Annotated in this window: 21 protein-coding genes and 1 tRNA gene; all 22 read left to right on the forward strand. The window is 61.5% G+C overall.

The genetic code is table 11. The features are described from left to right. Positions 1 to 19: 19 nt before the first annotated feature. The 22 genes from JAB4_RS08885 (at position 20) to epsI (ending at position 24,476) form a co-directional block, all read left to right on the forward strand. Positions 20 to 727, forward strand: coding sequence for a response regulator (locus JAB4_RS08885; protein ID WP_070224599.1), 708 nt, complete (start codon positions 20 to 22; stop codon positions 725 to 727). Positions 728 to 945: 218 nt separating this feature from the next. Further along, on the forward strand, positions 946 to 2,565 hold the full coding sequence (locus JAB4_RS08890; protein WP_070224598.1) for an AMP-binding protein: 1,620 nt from the start codon (positions 946 to 948) through the stop codon (positions 2,563 to 2,565). Then, positions 2,562 to 4,949: a bifunctional salicylyl-CoA 5-hydroxylase/oxidoreductase gene (locus JAB4_RS08895; RefSeq protein WP_070224597.1), complete on the forward strand. Its 2,388-nt coding sequence runs from the start codon at positions 2,562 to 2,564 to the stop codon at positions 4,947 to 4,949. The genes JAB4_RS08890 and JAB4_RS08895 overlap by 4 nt, the downstream gene beginning before the upstream one ends. A 19-nt stretch (positions 4,950 to 4,968) precedes the next feature. Continuing rightward, a complete protein-coding gene (locus JAB4_RS08900) occupies positions 4,969 to 5,751 on the forward strand; it encodes an SDR family NAD(P)-dependent oxidoreductase (RefSeq protein WP_227742123.1) in 783 nt (260 codons plus the stop codon). 13 nt (positions 5,752 to 5,764) lie between these two features. Beyond that, positions 5,765 to 6,277 carry a MarR family transcriptional regulator gene (locus JAB4_RS08905; protein ID WP_083287188.1) on the forward strand — a complete coding sequence of 171 codons (513 nt, stop codon included), beginning with the start codon at positions 5,765 to 5,767 and terminating at the stop codon, positions 6,275 to 6,277. Between the two features lie 2 nt (positions 6,278 to 6,279). Then, positions 6,280 to 7,134 (forward strand): enoyl-CoA hydratase family protein, encoded by an 855-nt coding sequence (locus JAB4_RS08910; RefSeq protein WP_070224594.1) that lies wholly within the window; start codon positions 6,280 to 6,282, stop codon positions 7,132 to 7,134. Between the two features lie 4 nt (positions 7,135 to 7,138). Continuing rightward, positions 7,139 to 8,299 (forward strand): acyl-CoA dehydrogenase family protein, encoded by a 1,161-nt coding sequence (locus JAB4_RS08915; RefSeq protein ID WP_070224593.1) that lies wholly within the window; start codon positions 7,139 to 7,141, stop codon positions 8,297 to 8,299. 26 nt (positions 8,300 to 8,325) lie between these two features. Continuing rightward, positions 8,326 to 8,718, forward strand: a complete 393-nt coding sequence (locus JAB4_RS08920; protein WP_070224642.1) for a RidA family protein — start codon at positions 8,326 to 8,328, stop codon at positions 8,716 to 8,718. A gap of 119 nt (positions 8,719 to 8,837) precedes the next feature. Then, a complete protein-coding gene (locus tag JAB4_RS08925) occupies positions 8,838 to 9,584 on the forward strand; it encodes a PEP_CTERM-anchored TLD domain-containing protein (protein WP_227742124.1) in 747 nt (248 codons plus the stop codon). A gap of 172 nt (positions 9,585 to 9,756) precedes the next feature. Continuing rightward, complete coding sequence (locus tag JAB4_RS08930) at positions 9,757 to 11,229, forward strand: MBOAT family O-acyltransferase (protein ID WP_070224591.1); 1,473 nt, start codon at positions 9,757 to 9,759, stop codon at positions 11,227 to 11,229. A gap of 6 nt (positions 11,230 to 11,235) precedes the next feature. Then, on the forward strand, positions 11,236 to 12,258 hold the full coding sequence (locus JAB4_RS08935; RefSeq protein ID WP_139143016.1) for a hypothetical protein: 1,023 nt from the start codon (positions 11,236 to 11,238) through the stop codon (positions 12,256 to 12,258). Positions 12,259 to 12,354: 96 nt separating this feature from the next. Beyond that, positions 12,355 to 12,429: transfer RNA gene (locus tag JAB4_RS08940), tRNA-Arg, on the forward strand. A gap of 160 nt (positions 12,430 to 12,589) precedes the next feature. After that, positions 12,590 to 14,482, forward strand: a complete 1,893-nt coding sequence (locus JAB4_RS08945) for an ATP-binding cassette domain-containing protein (RefSeq protein ID WP_070224589.1) — start codon at positions 12,590 to 12,592, stop codon at positions 14,480 to 14,482. A gap of 178 nt (positions 14,483 to 14,660) precedes the next feature. Then, a complete protein-coding gene (locus tag JAB4_RS08950; RefSeq protein WP_070224641.1) occupies positions 14,661 to 15,323 on the forward strand; it encodes a CAAX prenyl protease-related protein in 663 nt (220 codons plus the stop codon). A gap of 103 nt (positions 15,324 to 15,426) precedes the next feature. Continuing rightward, complete coding sequence (gene epsL / locus JAB4_RS08955; protein ID WP_227742125.1) at positions 15,427 to 16,620, forward strand: XrtB/PEP-CTERM-associated polysaccharide biosynthesis outer membrane protein EpsL; 1,194 nt, start codon at positions 15,427 to 15,429, stop codon at positions 16,618 to 16,620. An 8-nt stretch (positions 16,621 to 16,628) separates the two neighbouring features. Then, a complete protein-coding gene (locus tag JAB4_RS08960) occupies positions 16,629 to 18,011 on the forward strand; it encodes an undecaprenyl-phosphate glucose phosphotransferase (RefSeq protein ID WP_070224588.1) in 1,383 nt (460 codons plus the stop codon). 681 nt (positions 18,012 to 18,692) lie between these two features. Beyond that, a complete protein-coding gene (locus JAB4_RS08965) occupies positions 18,693 to 19,673 on the forward strand; it encodes an EpsD family peptidyl-prolyl cis-trans isomerase (protein WP_343216230.1) in 981 nt (326 codons plus the stop codon). Between the two features lie 47 nt (positions 19,674 to 19,720). Beyond that, positions 19,721 to 20,509 carry a polysaccharide export protein EpsE gene (epsE, locus tag JAB4_RS08970; RefSeq protein WP_070224587.1) on the forward strand — a complete coding sequence of 263 codons (789 nt, stop codon included), beginning with the start codon at positions 19,721 to 19,723 and terminating at the stop codon, positions 20,507 to 20,509. A gap of 62 nt (positions 20,510 to 20,571) precedes the next feature. Beyond that, a complete protein-coding gene (gene epsF / locus JAB4_RS08975; RefSeq protein ID WP_070224586.1) occupies positions 20,572 to 21,987 on the forward strand; it encodes a chain length determinant protein EpsF in 1,416 nt (471 codons plus the stop codon). Positions 21,988 to 22,002: 15 nt separating this feature from the next. Beyond that, complete coding sequence (gene epsG, locus JAB4_RS08980; protein ID WP_070224585.1) at positions 22,003 to 22,878, forward strand: chain length determinant protein tyrosine kinase EpsG; 876 nt, start codon at positions 22,003 to 22,005, stop codon at positions 22,876 to 22,878. After that, positions 22,879 to 23,784, forward strand: coding sequence for an exosortase B (gene xrtB / locus JAB4_RS08985; RefSeq protein ID WP_070224584.1), 906 nt, complete (start codon positions 22,879 to 22,881; stop codon positions 23,782 to 23,784). Continuing rightward, entirely contained in the window at positions 23,781 to 24,476 is a 696-nt protein-coding gene (gene epsI, locus JAB4_RS08990; protein WP_083287180.1) for an exosortase-associated protein EpsI, B-type, read from the forward strand. Before xrtB ends, epsI begins: the two co-directional genes overlap by 4 nt. The last annotated feature ends 75 nt before the right edge of the window (positions 24,477 to 24,551 follow it).

Here is a 24,551-nt window from a genome sequence, read left to right on the forward strand (position 1 = left end):
GCCGCCAATGGAGAAAGCAATGAAAGTACTGGTGGTTGACGACGATGTCGTGTCGCGCATGGTATTGATGCATCTGATCGACAGCTGCGGCGTGCACGATATCGTGGAAGCCGAAGATGGCGCGGCGGCGTGGGAGCAGCTCGAAGGCGGCTTGCGCCCCGCGCTGTGCTTTTGCGACTTGCGCATGCCGCGCCTGTCCGGCATGGAGCTGCTGCAGAAAATCCGCTCCGACAGCGCGCTCGACGCCATGCCGCTGGTGCTGGTCTCGTCGGCCAATGACCAGGACACGGTGCGCGACGCCGTGCAGGCCGGCGCCGCCGGCTACATCGTCAAACCCTTTCAGCCGGAGGAGGTGCGCCAGCATATCGACGCCTGCTTCGACGTCTGCGCCTTGCCGGCCGAGGCGCCGCGCGACACTTTGCAGCGGCTGGGCATTGACGGCGAACGCCTGCTGGCCTACTTGACGGGCTTCCAGGGGCAGATAGTCGCCGCCACCGAACAGGTCGACGCCTTGCTGGCGCGCGGCGAACCGGCCCAGGCGCGCCAGCAGCTCGAACGGCTGCACCTCGGTTGCCGCACCCTGGGCTTGCACGGCGCGGAAGCCGGCATGAGCGCCTTGCTGCAGTCGGCCGTGCTCGATGGCGAGCAGATACAGGCGGCCCTGGCCGCGCTGGCGCGCAGCGCGGCGCAGCAGGCGCGTTTGCTGCGCCAGGACGGCGCCGACTGATACACCATAACAAAACCTACTGCGCGTCGTGATTTGCGGCTTCCGATGCTCACTGTGCATCCGCACAGCTCCGCTTCTCGGCCACAACTCCCATCCGCTCGCTACGGTTTTGTTAGGTGTGTTGAAATTTCTGTTTTCTGCTTGCTGGAAAAATACTTTAGGTTTAAAGTATCTGCTTCCGGGCCTTGTGCACGCGCCCGTCACCAGCCAGGATGAGCATGAGCAGCGACCCTTCGCCTACCACCGCATCTCCCCAGGACGACTTTGCGCGCGCGCACCTGCCGCCGCGCGCACTCTGGCCGCAGCTGTGCCTTGATTTGCCCGAGCTGCAGTATCCGCCGCGCCTCAATTGCGTCGCCGCGCTGCTTGATGCGGCCGTGGCCAACGGCGGCGGCGAGCGCACCGCCATCCTTGCCGACGGCCAGCGCTGGAGCTACGCTGATCTGGCGCGGCAAGTCGACCGCATCGCCCACGTGCTGCGCGCCGACCTGGGCCTGATCCCCGGCAACCGCGTGCTGCTGCGCGGCGCCAATACCCCGATGATGGCCGCCTGCCTGCTGGCCGTGCTGAAGGCCGGCTGCATCGCCGTGCCCACCATGCCGTTGCTGCGCGCGCGCGAACTGTCCACCATCCTGACAAAAGCGCAAGTCAATGCCGTGCTGTGCGCGCAGGGCTTGCGCGCGGAGCTCGACGGCTTGCCAGACTTGCCGGCCATGCTGTGCTTTGGCGCCGCCGATGCGGAACTGGAACGGCGCATGGCGGCCCACGATGTGCCGTTTCCCGCGCACGACACAGCGGCCGACGACGTCTGCCTGATCAGCTTTACTTCGGGCACGACGGGCGTCCCCAAGGGCACCATGCACATGCACCGCGACCTGCTGGCCATCTGCGACTGCTTTCCCCGTTCCATGCTGCAGGTGCGCGCCGACGATATCTTCATCGGCACGCCGCCGCTGGCTTTTACTTTCGGCCTCGGCGGCCTGCTGCTGTTTCCCCTGCGTTTTGGCGCGGCCACCGTGCTGCTGGAAAAACTCACGCCCGACGGCCTGCTGCGCGCCATCGCTGCCTATCAGGCCACGATCTGCTTCACGGCGCCGACTTTTTACCGCCAGATGGCGCCCCTGGCGGCCGGCCACGATTTGAGCAGCCTGCGCTTGTGCGTGTCGGCAGGCGAGGCGCTGCCGCTGGCCACGCGCGACGCCTGGCAGGCGGCGACGGGCCTGGCCATGACGGATGGCATCGGCGCCACCGAAATGCTGCACATCTTCATTTCCGCCACGGGCGAGGGCATCCGCCGCGGCGCCATCGGCAAGGCCATCCCCGGCTACCAGGCGTGCATCGTCGACGATGCGGGCGTGCCGCAGCCGCCCGGCGTGACGGGCCGCCTGGCCGTGAAAGGCCCTACGGGCTGCCGCTACCTGTCCGACCCGCGCCAGCGCGAATACGTGCAGAACGGCTGGAACCTGACGGGCGACACCTTCGAGATGGACGGCGACGGCTACTTCTATTACCGCTCGCGCAGCGACGACATGATCGTCTCGGCCGGCTACAACATCGCCGGCCCGGAAGTGGAGGAGGCGCTGCTGCGCCATCCGGCCGTGGCCGAGTGCGGCGTGGTCGGGCGCGCCGATGCCGAGCGTGGCCAGATCGTCGAGGCGCACATCGTGCTCAAGGAGGGCTGCCAGGCCAGCGACCTGCTGGCAGCTGAACTGCAGGACTTCGTGCGCCAGCAGATCGCCCCGTATAAATACCCGCGCGCCATCCGCTTCCTGCCTGCGCTGCCGCGCACGGAAACGGGCAAGCTGCAGCGCTTCAAACTTCGCACGGATACCCCATGAATATCGTCTGCATCGGCGGCGGACCCGCCGGCCTGTATTTCAGCCTGCTCATGAAAAAGCAGAACCCGGATCACCGCATCACCGTCATCGAGCGCAACCGGCCGTACGACACGTTTGGCTGGGGCGTGGTGTTTTCCGACCAGACCCTGGGCAACCTGGCCAACGCGGACGAGCCGACGGCGCGCGCCATCCTGCAGGCGTTCAATCACTGGGACGATATCGAGATCCACTTCAAGGGCGAGACCGTGCGCTCCGGCGGCCATGGCTTTTGCGGCATCGGCCGCAAGCGCCTGCTCAACATCCTGCAGGCGCGCTGCGAGGAACTCGGCGTGCAGTTGGTGTTCGAGACGGAAGTGCGGGACGACCAGGCCATCGCGAAGCAGTACGGCGCCGACCTGGTGATCGCCAGCGACGGCTTGAACAGCCGCATCCGCACGCGCTATGCGGCCAGCTACCAGCCCGAGATCGACCAGCGCCATTGCCGTTTCGTCTGGCTGGGCACGCGCAAGAAATTCGAGGCCTTCACGTTTGCCTTCCGCCAGACGCAACACGGCTGGTTCCAGGCGCATATCTACCAGTATGACGGCGAGACATCGACCTTCATCGTCGAAACGCCCGAACACGTGTGGCGCGCGGCGGGACTGGACGCCATGAGCCAGGAAGAGGGCATCGCCTTTTGCGAAGCGCTGTTCGCCGAGGAACTCGACGGCCACGGTTTACTGAGCAATTCGCCGCACTTGCGCGGCTCGGCGCAGTGGATCACCTTCCCGCGCATCGTCTGCCGGCAATGGGTGCACCGGCAGGACGGCGTGCCCGTCGTGCTGATGGGCGACGCGGCCCACACGGCGCATTACTCGATCGGCTCGGGCACCAAGCTGGCGCTGGAAGACGCGATCGAACTGGCGCGCTGCTTCGGCCAGCATGCTGGTACGGATGCTGCGCTGGCCGCCTACCAGCAGCTGCGCGCCATCGAGGTGCTGAAAATCCAGAGCGCGGCGCGCAATTCCATGGAGTGGTTTGAAAACGTCGAGCGCTACAGCGCCATGGAGGCGCCGCAGTTCGCCTATTCGATGCTGACGCGCAGCCAGCGCATTTCGCACGAAAACCTGCGCCTGCGCGATCCCGCCTACGTGGCCGGCTATGAATCATGGCTGGCGCGGCGCGCGTGCGAGCAGGCCGGCGTGGACATGCTGGATCAGGCCTTGCCGCCCATGCTCACGCCTTTCCGGCTGCGCGGCGTGCTGCTGAAAAACCGCATCGCCGTCTCGCCGATGGCGCAGTACAGCGCCGTCGATGGCGTGGCCGGCGACTACCATCTGATGCACCTGGGCGCGCGCGCCATGGGCGGCGCCGGCCTCGTGTTTGCCGAGATGACGTGCGTGTCGGCCGACGCGCGCATCACGCCCGCCTGCCCCGGTATGTACAGCGAAGCGCACACGCAGGCGTGGCGGCGCATCGTCGATTTTGTGCACGCGAACAGCGATGCGAAGATCGCCCTGCAGCTGGGCCACGCGGGGGCGAAAGGCTCGACGCGTCCCATGTGGGACGGCATCGACCAGCCGCTCAGGGAGGGCAACTGGCCGCTGGTCTCGGCCTCGGAGCAGCAGTACCTGGCCGGCGTGTCGCAGGTGGCGCGGGCGGCCACGGAAAACGACCTGGCGCGCATCGAACAGGACTTCGTGCGAGCCACGCTGGCCGCCGCCGTCGCCGGTTTCGACTGGCTGGAACTGCATTGCGCGCACGGTTATCTGCTGTCGAGTTTTATTTCGCCGCTGACCAACCGCCGCACCGACGAATATGGCGGCAGCCTGGAAAACCGCTGCCGCTATCCGCTGCGCGTGTTCCGCGCCATGCGCGCCGCCTGGCCGCAGGATAAACCGATGAGCGTGCGCATTTCGGCCCACGACTGGGTCGAAGGCGGCATCACGCCCGACGATGCGGTGCGCATCGCGCGCCTGTTCAAGCAGGCCGGTGCCGACCTGATCGACTGTTCCTCGGGCCAGGTCAGCAAACTCGAACAGCCCGTGTACGGCCGCATGTTCCAGGCGCCGTTCGCCGACCGCGTGCGCAACGAGGCGGGCATCGCCAGCATGGCCGTCGGCTCGATTTTCGAAGCCGATCACGCCAACAGCATCATCGCCGCCGGGCGCGCCGACCTGTGCGCCGTGGGCCGCCCGCACCTGGCCAACCCGGCCTGGACCCTGACGGAAATGGCGCGCATCGGCTACAGCGGCGCAGGCGCTGGGAACGGCGCAGCCTGGCCGAAACAGTACCGGCCGGGCCAGCAGCAGCTGGAACGCAATCTGCAGCGCGAGCGCCAGCTGGCCGCCGCCAACACGGGTCTCACCCCGCAACAGGTGGCCGCGCGGCTGCTGGAAGGATGACATGAGCAAGGAAGCATCGATGGACGCATTATCAGGAAAACATGCGCTGGTGACGGGGGCCGGCAGCGGCATCGGCCTGGCCTGCGCAGGCGCTCTGCTGGACGCGGGCGCCAGGGTCACGCTGGCCGGGCGCGATGGCGCGCGGCTGGCGCGCGCGCGCATGCAGCTGGAAGAGGCGGGCCATGCGGGTCGGGTGGCCATCTGCGTGCTCGACGTGGCCGTGGAAGCGTCCGTGCAGGCGGGCTTCGCGCAGGCCGCCGCGCACTTCGGCCGCATCGATATATTGATCAATAACGCGGGCCAGGCGCATGCTGCGCCATTCGGCAAGACGGATGCCGCCATCTGGCAGCAGATGCTGGCCGTGAACCTGACGGGCGTGTTCCACTGCTGCCAGGCGGCCATGCCGGCCATGCTGGAAGCGGGCTGGGGGCGCATCGTCAACGTGGCGTCGACGGCGGGCCTGAAGGGTTACCGTTACGTCAGCGCCTATGTCGCCGCCAAGCATGGCGTGATCGGCCTGACGCGCGCGCTGGCGCTGGAAGCGGCGCCGCGCGGCGTCACCGTCAACGCCGTCTGCCCCGGCTACACGGAAACGGATATGGTGGCGCAAGCCGTGCAGAACATCGTGCGCAAGACGGGGCGCGGCGAAGACGCGGCGCGCGCGGAACTGGCGGCAGCCAATCCGCAGCAGCGGCTGGTGCAGCCGCGCGAAGTGGCCGATGCGGTGGCCTGGCTTTGCCTGCCCGCGTCGTCCGCCATGAATGGACAATCGATCGCCGTCGCCGGCGGCGAAGTCATGTAACAGAATGAAGATCATGGACAAAGAAAACGAAAATGTGCAGGACGAACCCGTGCTGGATCTGGCCAGCCGGCTGACGCAGGACCACCACCAGTCGCTCAAGCTGTGGCTGCGCATGCTCTCGTGCACGGTGAAAATCGAAAACGAAGTGCGCACGCGCCTGCGCGCCACCTTCGGCATCACCTTGCCCCGCTTCGACCTGATGGCGCAGCTCGAACGCTTTCCCGATGGTTTGCGCATGGGCGAACTGTCCAGGCGCATGATGGTCACAGGCGGCAATATCACGGGCATCACCGACCAGCTGGAGCAGGAAAAACTCGTGGTGCGCGTGGTCGATCCGAAAGACCGCCGCTCGTACAGCGTCAAGCTGACGCCGGCCGGCCGGCGCGCGTTCGACGAGATGGCGCGCGTGCACGAAGGCTGGATCGCCGAACTGCTGCACGGCGTGACGCCCGATGACAAAACCCGTTTGATCGACCTGCTGTCGCACATGAAGCAGCAGTTGAATAACACCCCTCTAAAGGACTGAGCATGCGCCATCTACCGGGCCAGCCGCAAGACCTGCCAGGCAACCGCGCCAGCCTGACCGGCTACGCCGCGCGGCATTTTCTGTTTTCCGTCGAAGGCGGCGTGGCCACCTTGACCCTGCACCGGCCCGAGCGCAAGAATCCGCTCACCTTCGATTCGTATGCGGAGCTGCGCGCGCTGTTCCGCGCGCTGGCGCATGCGGACGACGTCAAGGCCGTGGTCATCACGGGCAGCGGCGGCAATTTCTGCTCGGGCGGCGACGTGCACGACATCATCGGCCCGCTGACGCGGCTCGACATGCCCGGCCTGCTGGCGTTTACCCGCATGACGGGTGACGTGGTGAAAGCTATGCGCGCCTGCCCGCAACCCATCATCGCCGCCATCGACGGCATATGCGCGGGCGCCGGCGCCATGCTGGCGCTGGCTTCCGATATCCGCATCGGCACGGCGCGCAGCAAGACGGCCTTTTTGTTTACCCGCGTGGGCCTGGCCGGCTGCGACATGGGTGCCTGCGCCTTGCTGCCGCGCGTGATCGGCCAGGGCCGCGCCGCCGAACTGCTGTACACGGGGCGCTCCCTGGCCGGAGCCGAGGCCGAACGCTGGGGCTGGCTTAACCGCCTGGTCGAGCCGGAAGAACTGGCCGAGGCGGCGCAGCTGTTCGCCGCCGGCCTGGCCAGCGGCCCCACCTTCGCGCACGGCATGACGAAAAAAATGCTGCAGCAGGAGTGGAACATGGGCGTCGACGAGGCCATCGAGGCGGAAGCGCAGGCGCAAGCCATCTGCATGGCCACCAACGATTTTCATCGCGCCTATCACGCCTTCGTGGCGAAAGAAAAACCGCAGTTCGAGGGCGATTAAGAAGATGAACAAGACACGCGACACCACTTACCTGGACTGGCCGTTTTTCGAAGCGCGCCATGCGGAACTTGAGCGTGACCTCGATGCGTGGGCGACGCAGCACCTGGACGACGAGCATGGCGGCGACGTCGATGCGGCTTGCCGCGCGCGGGTGGCGCAACTGGGGCAGGGCGGCTGGCTGACCTACGCCACGGGCACCGATGGCCAGATCGACACGCGCGCCATTTGCCTGATGCGCGAAACCCTGGCGCGCCACGACGGCCTGGCCGATTTCGCCTTCGCCATGCAGGGACTCGGTTCCGGCGCCATCGGCCTGTTCGGCAGCGCCGGGAACAAGGCGCGCTATTTGCCTGACGTGGCCAGCGGCAAGCGCATCGCCGCCTTTGCCCTGTCCGAGCCGCAGGCCGGCTCCGATGTGGCGGCCATGGCCTGCGCGGCGCGCCGCGACGGCGACGACTATGTGCTCGATGGCGAAAAGACGTGGATCTCGAACGGCGGCATCGCCGACTTTTACGTGGTGTTCGCCCGCACGGGCGAGGCGCCAGGGGCGCGCGGCATCAGCGCCTTCATCGTCGACGCCGACAATCCCGGGCTGGAAATCGCCGAGCGCATCGCCGTCATCGCCCCGCATCCGCTGGCGCGCCTGCGCTTTGCCAATTGCCGCGTACCCGTGTCGCAGCGCCTGGGCGAAGCGGGGCAGGGCTTCAAGGTGGCGATGGCCACGCTCGATGTGTTCCGCACGTCGGTGGCCGCCGCCGCACTGGGTTTCGCGCGGCGCGCGTTCGACGAGGCGCTGCGCCACGCGACAAAGCGCCAGATGTTCGGCCAGACCCTGGCGGACTTCCAGTTGACGCAGGCAAAACTGGCGCAGATGGCCACCGGCATCGACGCGGCCGCGCTGCTCACCTACCGCGCCGCCTGGCAGCGCGACCAGGGCCGCAAGGTGACGAAGGAGGCCGCGATGGCCAAGCTGACGGCCACGGAAACGGCGCAGCAGGTGATCGACGCGGCCGTGCAGCTGTTTGGCGGCATGGGCGTCGTCAGCGGGCACCCGGTCGAGCGCCTGTACCGCGAAATCCGCGCGCTGCGCATCTACGAGGGCGCCAGCGAAGTGCAGCAATTGATCATCGCGCGCGAACTGCTGCGCGAGGCGGGGAACGCATGAACGGCAAGAACAACGAGGAGAACACGATGCAAGTGCTGCAACCAGCGGGATGGGCAAGACCGCGCGGCTATGCGAACGGTATTGCCGCCAGCGGACGCACGGTGTACGTCAGCGGCATGATAGGCTGGGATGCGCAGGGCCAGTTTCATACGGACGATTTTGCGGGACAGGTGCGCCAGGCCTTGCAGAATATCGTCGCCGTGCTGGCCGAGGCGGGCGCCTTGCCCGAGCACATCGTGCGCATGACCTGGTATGTACTGGACAAGAAGGAATATGTGGCGGCATATCCACACATTGGCGTTGCCTACAGGGAAATCATCGGCAAGCATTTTCCAGCCATGACGGCCGTGCAGGTGGCGGGACTCATCGAGGACAGAGCGAAGGTCGAGATCGAAGTGACGGCCGTGTTGCCTGAATGAATTGTTTTTGTCAAAATTATATTTTTTGCGCTAAAATAAGAAATATAAAAACAATATCTGCTATGTTATATTTGGCAACCGGAAAATACGCCGGCTTCAAATACTGACAGTCGAGGCAGATGATGCACAATAATTTTAAGGCGGTAAGAAGTGTGGTGCTGGCCGTGGCCGGTATGGGTGTTTGCCTGGGCGCGCAGGCCGGAACCGGCACGTCGCTACTCTCTCCCGGCTATCAAACGCAACTGGAAAGCTGGCTTGGCGAAGGCCGCCTGGCGCTGACGAATATCTACAGCAAGGCGGCGGGCGACACCTCGCTGGATTTTCACAAGGCCTCCGATGGCAAGGGGCGCACGTTTTCCGTCATGGAAGCGACCAATGCCTCGGGGCAAACCTGGCTCGTCGGTGGCTATAACCCGCAAAGCTGGAGTTCGACCGACGGCATGCATGTGACCATGGAAGATAGCCAGCGCACAGGCTTCCTGTTTAATCTGACAGCGGGTTTCATGCTGCCGCAATTGAAGCAGTATTTCAGCGGCGATGGCATCGGCAAGGATCAGACCTACAATCAGGAAAATTATGGTCCCACCTTTGGTGTCGGCCATGATCTGTATGTACCGCAGGACTTGACGCACGGCGGCTATTCTTCCCTTTACACCTACAATTACCGTGGACACCCGGCGAGCGGGATCAGCCTGATCGATGGTTCCAGTTTTACGGTACCGAACATTACGTACGGCGCGATACAGGTGTTTACCATCAGTGCGGTGCCGGAGCCTGCCACTTATGGCGTGCTGCTGGCGGGGCTGATCTTGCTCGCTGGCATGCATTTGCGTCAGCAGCGGACAAGCTTGCGCGCCCGCAGCTGAATGCTGCAGTCGCGCCGATATCGGATACGCTTGCGCGTGCCGCGGGAGCGGTGCGTCATGTCGCCTGCCGCGCCCTCGTTGCCGGAAAATTGATTGATGGCCATTAGCTCATCGGCAGTCGCCGAGGCTTGATGTTGTCGTATGAGCAACCACCCACGCTTGGGATTTTGTAGTGTTATTTAATACCTTTTCATTTTTCCTCATTTTCCTTCCGCTGGCACTGCTGGGCTACTTTGTCCTGTCACGCTATTCGCTGCGCCTGTCCATCATCTTTCTATTGCTGGCATCGGTTGCATTCTATTGTTACTGGGATATCGCCTTCCTGCCCTTGCTGGCCTTGTCGATCTGCACCAACTTTGCCGTCGGGCGCGCCATTTCGCTGCACCATGGACAGGGCCGCCTGCGCCGGGCAAAGCTGTGGCTGATCGGCGGACTCGTCTTTAATCTGTCCCTGCTCGTCTTTTTCAAGTACTTTGACTTCCTGTTGAGCAATATTGCCGCGCTCACGGGGGCGCCCATAGAGCCCATCGGGATTACTTTGCCCATCGGTATTTCCTTCTTCACCTTCACGCAAATCGCCTATCTAGTCGATTGCCATGCCGGCAAGGTCAAGGACTATCAACCTGAAAGCTACGGCTTGTTCGTTACGTACTTCCCCCACCTGATTGCCGGCCCCATCCTGCATCACAAGGAGATGATGCCGCAGTTCTCGGAGCCGGCCCGGCACGTTCCGTATCGCGGGCGGCTGGTGGTGGGCCTGAGTTTCTTTACCATCGGCCTGTTCAAGAAGGTCGTCCTGGCCGATGGCGTGGCCCGCTTCGTAGGGCCCGTCTTTGACCTGCATCATCAGCACCTGAGCATGCTCGAAGCCTGGGCCGGAGCCCTGGCCTATACTTTCCAGTTGTATTTCGATTTCTCGGCGTATTCCGACATGGCCTATGGCTTGTCTTATATGTTCGGCATCGTCTTGCCCATCAATTTCAACTCGCCATACAAGGCGGCGTCCATCATCGATTTCTGGCGCCGCTGGCATATCACCCTGTCCAATTTTCTGCGCGACTACCTGTACATTCCGCTGGGCGGCAATCGCAAGAGTGCGTTCTTGCGCTACCGCAATCTGTTGCTGACGATGCTGCTGGGTGGACTGTGGCACGGCGCCAATTGGACGTTCTTGCTGTGGGGCATGTTGCACGGTATTTATCTGATCATTAACCATGCCTTGCGGCACATGCTGGGCGGGCGTAGCAACTGGGCGCTGCGCCTGGGCGGCGCCTGCGCCACCTTCCTGGCCGTGGTTGTGGCCTGGGTCTTCTTCCGCGCCAATTCGGTGGGTGTGGCGCTGGACGTGCTGCATGCGATGTGGGGTGGCACTCTGACGCCAGCCATGCGCGAGACCGTGTTGGGCATGAACCGCATCATGGAGCTTGGCAGTTGCCTGTGGTGGCTGGGCGCCTGCGCCGTTATCGCTTTCTTTTTGCCGAATGCCTATGACCTGCTGGGCCGTGGCTTGCGTCTGGAGCAGGAAAACCGTCTGGAAGGCGGGCGCGGCAACTTGTTGCTGGGTGCCTTGCTGTTGTTGTGCCTGTTCTTGCTGTCGATCAGCGAGACCCGTGGCGTATCCGAATTTCTGTATTTTAACTTTTAAATCATCATGCGTTCATCCATTACGATAGGAATCGGTGTGCTGCTGATGGCGCTGGTGCTCGAGGCTGTGTTGCAGTGCCTGCCGGTGTCGTCCGGCTTGCGCCTCGCGCAAAGCAGTGCAAGCATGCCGCTCAGCCGTTACTTGCCCCGGCAGGAGTATGTGTATTCGCATGGCTGGGCATTGTCGAACGCGCGCCGCGGTGTCACCAACGGGCAGGGTTTTGCCAATTCCGCCGAGTTCAAGCCGGATCCCGCCGTGCTGGTGCTGGGCGACAGCTTTGTCGAAAGCCTGATGCTCGACTACCCCGACACCCTGCAGGGGGAGCTGGACCGCATGCTGGGCGGGGCCGTGGTGTCGGCCGCCAGTTCGGGCAACGGCTTGGCCGATACGCTCGAGATGCTGCGCCATTATGCGCCGCGCCTGCATCCACGCAACGTGGTCGTTCTGATCGATTCGGGAAATCTGAACAACCTGCTGTTGCCCGCACCACGCAGCCACAACCAGTTCGTGGCCGGCCCTGATGGCGTGCGGACGGTCCATGTCGACTATGTCGAATCAAAGCTCAAGCGCTGGCTGGCGCACTCGGCCCTTGTGCGCTATACCTATTACAACCTGAAGCTGCCGGACTGGATATCGTCGCTGCGACGCGCAGCTCACGCGCCAGTGGCCGACGATACCGGGGCGGCGGCGCGCGACCAGATGCTGGCCTACTATTTCGCGCAGATCAAGGCGCTTCCCGGCGCCGCCGACAGGCAAATGGTCTTTGTGGTCGATGGGGAGCGCAACACCTTGTATGAGCCGAAGAAGGGCAAACCGTCGTGGCACGGCGATGACCGCCAAGTTTTCATGGCGCAGGCGAGGCAGCATGGCCACGTCGTGGTCGACATGCAGCCCGTGTTCGAGGAGCATTGGCGCGAGCATGCCGAGCGGCTCGATTTTCTGCCGATGGATGGCCACTGGAACAAGGTGGCGCATGGCTTGGCGGCGCAGCATGTCATGCCCTTGCTGTTGCCGGCCGGGCAGCCATAGCCGGGAGCCGCGCGCCACGCCAGCCGGATTTTCCGTCGCGCACCAGCGTCCGCTATGTCCACGGTGCGCGCCACCCTGTATAATGCCGCTGCGCGTGTCGCCATCGTACAATGGATAGTACAAGGTCCTCCTAAGACTTAAATGCAGGTTCGATTCCTGCTGGCGACACCACATTCCACGCAACGCGCGCCGGTGGCCTGAGTTCATGCTGGCTGCAATGTACTGGTGGTGCCGAGTTGTCGGTACAATGCGTGCTTCATTCATCCAATCGGCAGCTGTTTGGCGCACCACGCGGTGCGCGCGAGGCGGCGCCCGTACACCTTTACTCATTATGGCTGTCATTTCTCTTTCATCGGCGCAACTTGCGTTCGGTCACGTCGCGCTGCTCGATCACGCGGAATTTTCACTGGAAACCTCGGAACGGGTCGGCTTGATCGGCCGCAACGGCACAGGCAAATCCTCCTTATTGAAAGTCATTTCGGGCAAGTTCAAGCTCGATGACGGCCTGTTGGTGATGCAGCAAGGCATCAAGATCGCGTACGTGGAGCAGGAGCCGCAATTTGACCCGGACATGTCTGTCTTCGACGCCGTCGCTTCCGGCATGGGCGAATCGCAGGCATGGCTGAAGGAATACGATGCGCTGACGGGCCAGTTCGGCCAGGGAAATGACGACGAACTGATGGAACGCATGCACGACATCCAGGTCAAACTCGATGCGGCCGATGCGTGGAGCTTGCCGAACAAGGTGGAAACCGTGCTCGACCGCTTGAACCTGACGGGCGACATGCTGATGAAAACCCTGTCGGGCGGGATGCAGAAGCGCGTGGCGCTGGCGCGCGCGCTGGTGTCGGCACCGGACGTGCTGCTGCTCGATGAGCCGACCAACCATCTGGACTTCAGTTCCATCCTGTGGCTGGAAGGCTTGTTGCGCGACTTCAAGGGCAGCGTGCTGTTCATCACCCATGACCGCTCCTTCCTCGACAACGTTGCCACGCGCATCATCGAACTCGACCGCGGCCGTTTGCTGTCGTATCCGGGCAACTTCACGGCTTACCAGACGCGCAAGGCGGAGCAGCTGGAAATCGAGGAAGTGGAAAACGCCAAGTTCGACAAGTTCCTGGCGCAAGAAGAAGTGTGGATACGCAAGGGCGTCAAGGCGCGCCGCGTGCGCGACGAAGGCCGCGTGCGCCGCCTGGAAGCGCTGCGCCTGACGCGCAATGCGCGCCGCGAACAGCAGGGCCAAGTGAAACTGGACGTGTCGGCCGGCGAACGCTCGGGCAAGATCGTGGCGGACCTGGAAAACGTTTCGAAGATCTACGGCGACAAGGTCATCGTCAAGGATTTCAGCGCCACCATCTTGCGCGGCGACAAGGTTGGCCTGATCGGCGCCAACGGCGCCGGCAAGACCACCTTGCTGAAAATGATTCTGGGTGAAGAGCAGTCGGACACGGGCACTATCCGCCTGGGCACCAAGCTGCAGGTCGCGTATTTCGACCAGATGCGCACGCAGCTGAACGAAGAGGCGAATCTGATGGAAACCATCGCGCCAGGCAGCGACTGGGTCGAGATCAATGGCCAGCGTCGCCATGTGATGACGTATTTGAACGATTTCCTGTTCGCGCCGGAACGTGCGCGTTCGCCCGTCAAGTCGCTGTCCGGTGGCGAGCGCAACCGTTTGCTGCTGGCGCGCCTGTTCGCCAAGCCGGCCAACGTGCTGGTGCTCGATGAGCCGACCAATGACTTGGATATCGATACCCTGGAATTGCTGGAAGAGTTGCTGGAAGAATACACCGGCACCGTCTTCCTCGTCAGCCATGACCGTACCTTCCTCGACAACGTGGTCACGCAGGTGATCGTCGCCGAAGGCGAGGGCAAGTGGCGCGAATTCGTCGGCGGCTACACGGACTGGGAGCGCGTGCGCACCTTGCCGATCGCCACGGCGCCTGCCAGCAAGCCGGCCGTGAAGGTCGAAGCCGCCGCACCCGTTGCCAAGCAGAAAAAGCTCAGCTACAAGGAGCAGCGCGAACTGGAAGAGTTGCCGAAACTGATCGCCAAGCTGGAAGACGAGCAATCGGTGCTGGCCGCCGAACTGTCGCATCCGGACTTCTACAAAAAGACGCCCGCCGAAGGCAAGCGCCTGAATGCGCGCGTGGCCGAGATCGAAGGCGAACTGCTGGAAGCGCTGGAAAAGTGGGAGCAGATCGAGGCGCGCAGCAATGCCTGATTAGTTTCTTGCATACCCTGTTGTAATTTAAGTTAGGATTACTTGCCACGGCAACGGTTCTGCTTGATATAATTATATAATTATATTTTTTACATCGGGGGATGCATGTTTGTTATCAAAAACACGCGCTCCGGACCACTGCGTCCGGCGCGTGGTTCCACCTCCGGTGCGCATCGGCATGTTTGACCGCGCCGCCTTGCCCCGGGTAGCGCCATTCCTGGCCTACCTCTCCTTTATCTTCATCGCCGACATGCTGGGCCGGGCCGGCTTTGCCGCGCAGGATTTGCGCTGGCTGTACGCCGTCAAGATCGGCGTCGTGCTGGGCATGTTGTTGTATTGGCGCCGCAGCTATACAGAACTGGTCTGGACAGGACTGGGTGCGCGCGCTATTGCCGTCGCCATCTCCGCCGGACTTGTTGTTTTTTTGCTGTGGATTAATTTGAATGCGGGCTGGATGAGTATCGGCAGCGCCGACGGTTTCGATCCCCGCAATGACGGCAGCATCGAGTGGACGCTGGTGGTGCTGCGCATCGCCGGCGCGGCGCTCGTGGTGCCTGTGATGGAAGAGCTGTTCTGGCGCTCCTTCCTGCTGCGCTGGATCGATGCCCCGGACTTTCTGAAATTTAACCCGCGTCTGGCGAGTGCAAAGGCCTTTGTTGTCAGCGTGGTACTGTTTGGCTTCGAACACAATTTGTGGCTGGCCGGTATCGTTGCCGGTGCTGCTTATAGCTTGCTGTACATGCGCAGCCAGAACCTATGGTCGCCGATCCTCGCGCATGGCGTGACGAATGGCGTGCTGGGCCTCTGGATTGTTTCCGGTGGACACTGGACTTACTGGTAATATTGCCAACTAACTGTTTGCTCTTTCAAAGACAATGCCCATGTTGAATTCCCCGTCAAAAAGCCTCCGTAGCCACCCATGTCTGCCGCCTGGCATGCCGCTCATGTCTATCTTGCGTGCCGCTTGCGTGCTCGTGGTCGGAGGTGTGGCCAGCTCGTCGGCAATGGCCGCCTGGAGCGATACCATTTCCCCGTTCCTGGCGACCTCGTATTCCTATGACGACAATCTGTTGCGCCTCGACGACAATGTTCCCGGCTATAACGGTCCCCGTTCCGATACGTCGCGCCAGATACAGGCGGGTTTTCTCGTCAACCGGCCAATCGGGCGCCAGGTGCTGACGGGACAGGCCAAGTGGTCGCGCGTGTCGTTCCAGCATTTTGACCAGTTCAACTATAGCGGCAAGGATTTCCTGGCCGATCTTGAATGGCATCTAGGCAATCATCTCGATGGCCACGCGGGCGCCCTGTATTCGCAAACCCTGACGCCGTTCAGCGATTTCCAGAGCACTGAACGCAATTTGCGTACGCGTCAGCGAGAGTACGTCGATGGTGGCTGGCGTTTCCATCCGAGCTGGCGCGTGCGTGGCGCTTACAGCCGTGAGCGCTACTCGTATGACTTGTTGTCGCAGCGCGTGTCCAACCGTGAAGAAAAAGCGACGGAACTGGGGCTTGATTATTTGCCTGCAAGTAATAGTCGTGTCGGCGTGCAGTTGCGGCATATCAATGGCAGCTATCCGAATCGCGTCAACGGCGGCCAGTTCGGCGTCGACGATGGCTATACCCAGGATGAGATCAAGGCGAATATTTATTGGAATTACAGTGCGATTACCCAAGTGCAACTGTTGGGTGGATGGGTGCGCCGCAGCCATTCCTTTTATTCGGGGCGCAATTCGAGCGGCGCCAACGGGCGCATCGTGGTGAACTGGGCGCCTCTGGGCAAGGTGCGTTTCACGGGTTCCCTGTGGCATGAGTATGGAGTAGTGGAAAATGCGCTGATTTCGAGCAGCCTGAATAATGGCGCCAGTGTTGCCGCCGCCTGGGATATCACGTCCAAGGTTCGCATGGATGCGCAACTGCGCCGCGAGAAGCGCGATTTTTCGGCCGCCAGCGGCCTCGTATTGCCCGTCGATGTCAGCGACACCTCGCATACCGAATCTCTGGGACTAACCTATGCTCCGCAGCCGAATATCCAGCTGGGTCTGAACGCCTTCCGCGACACGCGCAAGGGCGCACCTATTATTAATACTGGCAGTTTCCGCGCCAAAGGCGTGTCGTTCAGCGCCAGTGTCCAGTTCTGAAGAGCACTATGACGGTTAATGATATACCCTTGATTTCGTTCTTTCAGCGCATACTCGACCCATTGATTATCATGGGTACGCTGTATCTGTTGTCCGCCTTGTCAGGTTCCCCCTTTACTGGCTATTCGCTGGTATTGATGATCCTTGCGTTCTTTATTTCATCATCCGTATTCCAGTATGTCGATCCCTATCGTACCTGGCGCAGCGGTCGGATGCTGGCCTATACCCGCGATATTTTTGTCAGCTGGGGCATCACAGCCCTGATTCTGGTATTCCTGGGTTCGGCGACAGGACTGGCGTTTCATTTCGACCGCGAACTGGTGCTGGCCTGGTTTCTGCTGACGCCATTCATATTGCTGCTCAGCCATCTGGCGGCGCGGCGCATGGTGGCCGATCCCGGGCGCGACAGCGAAGTGCGCTCCGTCGTCATCATTGGCGCCAATGATGCCAGCCTGAAATTTGCCGCCACCGTCGAGCGCAATCCGAATCTGTTCATGAGCGTACGGGGCTTTTTTGACGACCGTACCGATGACCGCTGGCCCGAGAAAATGCGTGAGCCCATGCTGGGCAAGATGGCCGATATCGCCGCCTATGTGCGCGAACACAATATCAAGATGATATTCATCAGCCAGCCCATTTCGGCGCAGCCGCGCATCCGTAAAATGCTCGATGAACTGCAGGATACGACGGCGTCCGTGTACTTCTTGCCGGATATTTATATCTTCGACCTGATGCAGGCGCGTTTCGACAATGTGGGCGGCATGCCGGTGATCGCCATCCGCGAGTCGCCGTTTACCGGTTTTAACAGCATGGTCAAGCGGGGCAGTGACATCGTGCTGGGCTTGCTGATCCAGATCATGCTGTTACCAGTGATGTTGGTCATCGCCATTGCAGTCAAGGTAACATCGAAAGGCCCCGTGATCTTCCGCCAGCGCCGCTACGGCCTGTATGGCGAGGAAATCATCGTCTATAAATTCCGTTCGATGACGGTCAGCGAGGATGGCGACAAGGTAGTGCAGGCCACCAAGAACGACCAGCGCGTGACGCGCGTGGGCAGCTTCTTGCGCCGCAGTTCACTCGATGAGTTGCCGCAGTTCATTAACGTGCTGCAGGGACGCATGAGCATTGTCGGGCCGCGTCCGCACGCCGTGGCGCACAATGAGCAGTATCGCAAGCTGATCAAGGGCTATATGCTGCGCCACAAGGTCAAGCCGGGCATTACCGGTTGGGCCCAGGTGAATGGCTTGCGCGGGGAGACGGAGACGCTCGACAAGATGGAGGCGCGCATCCATTTCGACCTTGACTACCTGCGCAACTGGTCGCTGTGGTTGGACTTATGGATCATTTTGCGCACCGTCAAGGTGGTGCTGAAGCGCGACAATGCGCATTGAGCGCGCATTGATGGCGGGCCGCCACACCGGACTTGAATATTTTTTGCAGAGATTTAATACGCGTTAAAATGGCGCAATCATGCGAGATGTCCAATAGCCGGTTCCTGGAGCCGGCCGAACAGTGATTCGATGAGCCAGACGACCCTATGAGGCAAGCACGGCGACATGATGTGCACGGTGACATGCTCCGCCTGCCTGACGGCGGGCCAGCTAGTCGACCATGGCATGCGCGCCATGCCCGCTGGAACCTCGCCCTGCCAGCATGGCGTCGGTCTGCTGTTGAACAGCGGCAGACCTCAAGGCACCGGCCCCATTCCTGCCGCTTTCCCATGTTTGCCCGCCTCCGATTATTGTGCGGCGTAGTGCAAGTGCCCCTCGCTACGCAATAAATATTTTCCTGTGGAAATTATTTATTGAGGCATCGCTATTGCAAGGCTTGTGTTTCTGATGAAACAGTTGTTTTTAAGATCTTTTAATAGTTTTTTAAGCAAATATTTCCCTAGTAAGCTAGTACACTGTGTATCATATTTATAATATTGACAATCATGTGGTCGCAAGCCCATAATTTCAATCGAAATCTGCTTTTTTTGACAATGTTTTGTTGCCAAGTGAGTTATCATCACGTTCACAAAATTATCAGCGGATTTCCTTACCTGAACTGAAGGAGTCATTTTGAACCAAGTGCAAATCGCCCGTGTGTCTTCGAGCACGTCCGCCATGCCTTCCCGTCTGCTGTGCGCAGGCCTGGTTGTGCTGGCCGTCGCAGGATTGTCTGCTTGTGGCAATAAAGAAAAAAAGCCCGGCCAGGCGCTGGCGAGTGTAAATGGGGAAGAAATCACCGTCCTGCAGCTCAATGAAGAGATGCAGCGCGCCAATGTTCAGGCGCCGCAGCAGGAAGCGGCGAGCAAACAGTTGCTCGAATCGCTGATCGACCGCCAGTTGCTGCAGAACGAGGCGGCCAAGGACAAGACGGACCGCGATCCCAAGGTGGTGCAAGCGATCGAACGCGCCAAGGCGCTGATCGTCGCGCAAGCCTATATGCAAAAGCGCATCGGTACGATCGCCCGCCCCACCAAGCAGGAAGTGGAAGAGTACTTCCAGAAGAACCCGCAATTTTTCAGCGAGCGCAAGCAATTCGACATGCGCGAACTGGTGATTGCCAGCGCGGACATGAACGACCAGTTGAAGGCGGCCATGGATAGCGCCAAGACGCTCGACGACGTGGCTGCCTGGCTCGAGGCGCATAAGGTCAAGTTCGCCCGTACACAGTTGTCGCGCACCAGCGCCGACCTGGCGCCCGAGCTGAGCGCGAAATTGCTGTCGATGCCGAAGGGCCAGTTGTTCATTATCCGCGAAGGGGACCGCACCTTGCTCATTTCCCTGGCCGATATCCGCGACAATCCCGCGACCCTGGCACAGGCTGCGCCGCAGATCGAACAATTTTTATTCAACAAGAAAAACAAGGATGCCGCCGATGCCGAACTGAAGCGTCTGCGTGCCGCCGCCAAGATCGAATACCTGGGCAAGGACGGCCCCCCGGCCGCCGCATCGGCAGCGGCCAGCGCCGCGGCTCCGGTACCTTCACCTGCTTCGGCGGCCCAGGCAGCACCGGCGAAGAGTTCCTCGGAAGCAAATGATCGTGGCGTTGCTGGCTTGAAGTAAGTCGCAGCATTTTAGGTAAGTAACTCTATCAATGGAATAAGCGAATCATGAAACGACTTTTGATGTGGTGCATGGCCACCCTGTTGGCCCTGAGCGCCGGCTTCGCCGGTGCTGCCGATGTACAGCTGGGCGCCGGCGACGTATTGAAAATTTCCGTCTATGGCAATCCCGACCTGGCGCTGGAAACGCGCGTCAGCGAGGCGGGTGAAATCACCTTCCCCCTGGTCGGCAATGTGGCCCTGGGCGGTTTGTCGGTCTCGGCAGCGGAAAAAAAACTGGGCGGCTTGCTGGAAAGCGGCGGCTTCCTGCGCAAGGCACAGGTCAACATCATCGTGACGCAGCTGCAAAGCCAGCAAGTGTCGGTGCTCGGCCAGGTCAACCGTCCCGGGCGATATCCGATTGAAGGCAAGCGCAGCCTGATGGACATGCTGGCCATGGCTGGCGGCGTCAGCCAGGACGGCGGCGATGCCGTCAGCCTGATTCGCAAGCGCAACGGCAAGACGACGCGCGAAATCGTCGATATCGTCGAGATGGTGCGCTCGGCTGACCTGAACCGCGACCTGGACGTGGCTGGCAACGACGTGATCTTTGTCGAGCGCGCGCCGCGCTTCTATATCTACGGCGAAGTCCAGCGTCCGGGCGCCTTCCGCCTCGAGCGATCGATGACGGTGCTGCAGGCTTTGTCCGTCGGCGGTGGCCTGACGCAGCGTGGCACCGAGCGCGGCATTCGCATCAAGCGCCGCGACGAGGCTGGCAAGCTGGAAATCATCAACGCCAAGCATGATGACCTGCTGCAAGTTGACGATATGGTGTACGTGCAGGAAAGCCTGTTTTAAGCCTGTGTCCGTATCTTTCCGGCGCAAGCCGGATGTTTTTCATTCTGTGTTGAGGTTTTCCCATGAATTTGTCACAGCTCCTACTGATCCTGCGTGCGCACAAGAAGTTGATCTTGGTCACGCTGCTGGTCACTGTTCTCGGCACGCTGTCGGTCAGTTTGCTCTTGCCTAAAACATACAAGGCGACAAGTTCGTTGCTCTTGAACTACAAAGGGGTCGACCCGCTGACGGGCCTGGCCATGCCGGGCCAGTTGTTGCCTGGTTTCATGGCGACGCAAATCGACATCATCAGCAGCAAAAACGTTGCCTTGCGCGTCGTCGACCATTTGAAACTGGCGGAAAGCCCGGCCGTGATTGCGCAATTCAATGAGGCGACCGAAGGCAAGGGCGGCACCGTGCGCGACTGGCTGGCCGATCTGCTGCTGAAAAAAGTGGAAATCGTGCCATCGCGCGAAAGCAGCGTGGTCGACATCAGCTTCAAGGGCAGCGACCCGCAGTTCGTTGCCGCCGTGGCAAATGCCTTTGCGGACGAGTACCAGAAGACCAGCATCCAGCTGAAGGTCGATCCGATGCGCCGCGTCTCGACGTATTTCAGCGAACAGACCAAGTTGCTGCGCGATAACCTGGAAGTGGCACAAAGCAAGCTCTCCAAATACCAGCAGGACAATGGCATCGTCAGCGTCGACAACCGTCTCGATGTCGAATCGAATCGCCTGAATGACTTGTCGGCGCAATTGGTCATGGCGCAAGGGCAGACGATGGAAGCGTCGTCGCGCCAGCGCATGGCGCAGGGCAGCAATGGCATGGCCTCGCCCGACGTGTCGTCCAATCCGCTGATCCAGAACTTGAAGATTGGCCTGGGTAACGCCGAAGGCAAGCTGGCCGAAATCGCCCAGCGCCTGGGCCGCAACCACCCGCAATACGAGAGCGCCAAGGCGGAAGTCGACAAGCTGCGCGCCGACCTGCGCGAGCAGCTGGCCAATACCTCCAGCAGCGTTGGCAACAATGCGCAGATCCTGCAGCAGCGCGAAGCGGCGGTGCGCGCCGCCCTGCAGGCGCAAAAAGCCAAGGTGCTGGAATTGAACCGTACCCGCGATGAGATGGGCGTATTGATGAAAGATGTCGAGAGCGCCCAGCGCGCCTTTGACGTGACGTCGCAGCGCCTGTCGCAAACGCGCATCGAGGGCCAGGCGGAGCAGTCGGATATTTCCGTGCTCAATCCGGCTGTGCCGCCGATCGATCCTGCCGGTCCACGCGTGCTGCTCAATACCTTGCTGTCGATTTTCCTCGGCACCTTGCTGGGCGTGGGACTGGCCATCGTGATCGAGATGCTGTACCGCCGCGTGCGTTCGGAAGCCGACTTGCAAGAAACGCTGCAGATTCCCGTCTTCGGCGCCATCGACTGGAATGCCCGCAAGTCGCCGCGCAAAAAAGGTGTGTTGAACGGCATTCTGCCGCGCCGCCTGCGCTTACGTTAAAACATGGATATGACGATGAACCAAGCCGCGCTCCCCATTTCGATGAACACCGTGCCACGTACCGGCGACTCCAGTATTGGCGGTCTGCTGCTCGAGTCGGGCAAGATCACGCCCGAGAACGCCGAGCGCGTGCTGCGCATGCAAAAGGAACTCGGCATCCGCTTCGGCGAAGCGGCCCTGCGCCTGGGCCTGATCACGGAGGCCGACATCCAGCAAGTGCTGGCACGCCAGTTCGATTATCCCTACCTGCAAAAAGGCGAGGGCAAGTATTCGGAGCTGCTGGTGGCTGCTTATGAACCGTTCAGCCCGCAAGTGGAAACGCTGCGCGCGATCCGCAGCCAGGTCATGCTGCGCTGGTTTGCCCGTGGGCACAAGGCGCTGGTGGTGCTGGGCGGTGCATCCGGCGACGGTGCCAGCCTGTTTGCGGCCAACCTGGCTGTCGTGTTTTCGCAGCTGGGTGAACGCACCCTGCTGGTCGACGCCAACTTGCGCAATCCGCGCCAGCATGAAATTTTCGATGTTCAGACGCGCCAGGGCTTGTCCGACATACTCGCTGGCCGTGCTCAGCTCGACGCCATCACCAAGGTCGAATCGTTCGTCGATCTGTCCGTGCTGGGATCCGGTACACTGCCGCCGAATCCGCAAGAGCTGCTCAGCCGTAGCTCGTTTGCCAACCTGAACACGGAACTCGAGTCGCTGTTCGACATCGTCATCTATGACGTGGCCGCGTATGCGCTCGGTTCCGACGCGATGGCCATTGCGGCCCGTGCCGGTGGCGTGCTGATCGTGGCGCGCAAGAATCAATCCCTGTTGAGCGACATCAACGCCATGGCCGAGCAGATCGTGCAGAGCGGTGCCAAGGTGGTCGGTTCCGTGATGGTGGATTTCTAAATGAATACCCAAGCCAAGCGGTGGTCGGGCCTGAACTTGCAGCAATGCAAGGAATACTTGCCAGAATGGCTGCCGTTGGCCGTCGGACTGCTGGCCATGTACATTCCGTCCTTTGCCGGCCTGTTTGGCGGCATCTGGGCGACGGAAGAGCAGGCGCACGGTCCCATCATCCTGTTTTTGTCGCTGTGGCTGATCTGGCGCAACTGGCCCGACATGCTGGAAAAAACCCGTGGCAGCGAACCCAGCGCGCTGGGCTGGGTGGTGCTGGCCATCGCCCTGGTGCTGTACGTGCTGGGCCGTTCGCAACATATCATCGCCTTTGAAATCGGCTCCTTCATCTGGATGCTGGCAGCCGTATTGTTGCTGAAGCGGGGCTTGCGTGCCTTGAAAATATTGTGGTTCCCGTTCTTCTTCATGCTGTTCATGGTGCCCTTGCCGGCCCAGATCGTCATCATGCTGACGATGCCGATGAAGATGGCCGTGTCGTACGTGGTCGAGCACCTGCTGTTTTTTGCCGGCTATCCGATCGCCCGCACGGGCGTGATCCTGCAGATCGGCCAGTACCAGCTGATGGTGGCGGACGCGTGCGCCGGCCTGCAGACCTTGCTGTCGCTGGAGGCGCTGGGCCTGTTTTACCTGAATGTCGTGCGCCACACGTCGGCACTGCGCAATATCGCACTGGCTATCCTGATCATCCCGATCTCGTTCTCGGCCAACGTCGTGCGCGTCATCGTGCTGACCCTGATTACCTATTATTTCGGCGATGCCGCGGGGCAGGGCTTCCTGCACGGTTTCGCCGGCATGGTGCTGTTCATTACGGCGCTGATCCTGATCCTTTCTGCCGATACCCTGCTGCAATGGATCGTTAAATTGCGTGAGCGTAGAGTGTCGGGGAGCCAGGCATGAAATCGATGATCAATTCCGTCAAGGTCAGTGTGCTGGCCGGCATCCTGATGGTGGCGTCGGCCGGGCTGGCCAAGCACTTGACGCCCAGCGTCAAGATCGCCGACAGCAAGAGCCAGTTCCAACTCGCGGACATCATCCCGGTGGCCTTTGGCGGCTGGACCATCGACACCACCATCATTCCGCTGCAAGTCGATCCGGAAACCCAGGCGCGTCTGGACAAGATATACAACCAGACCTTGTCGCGCACGTATGTCGATCCACAAGGAAACCGCGTCATGCTGTCGATCGCCTATGGTGGCGACCAGAGCAGCAATATGGCCGTCCACTTGCCGGAAGTCTGCTATGGTGCACAGGGCTACGAGGTGCAGAAGTCGGGCCGCAGCGAGCTGCGCACCGATTACGGGACCTTGCCGGTGAAACATCTGTATGCGACGAATGGCCCGCGCCAGGAACCGATCACCTACTGGATTACCGTCGGCGACAAGGCGCTCACGCCGGGCCTGGATCAGCGCATGCAGGAATTGCGCTATGGCTTGAGCGGGGCGATTCCCGATGCCATGCTGGTGCGCGTGTCGAGCATCGACAGCGATACGGGCGCCGCCTACGCAATACAGGAAGGCTTTGTGCGCGCCATGTTGTCGGGCATGAAGGCGCAGGACCGTGCGCGCATCATCGGCAACTTCCATGGTTAAGCGGAGCGCGCCGGCGCTGCCTGGCCGTAGCCCCGATATTTTTGTCGATAGGAATTGCCATTAACCTTACGTTGC

The sequence above is a fragment of the Janthinobacterium sp. HH102 genome, from assembly GCF_001758625.2.
GTDB lineage: Bacteria > Pseudomonadota > Gammaproteobacteria > Burkholderiales > Burkholderiaceae_D > Janthinobacterium.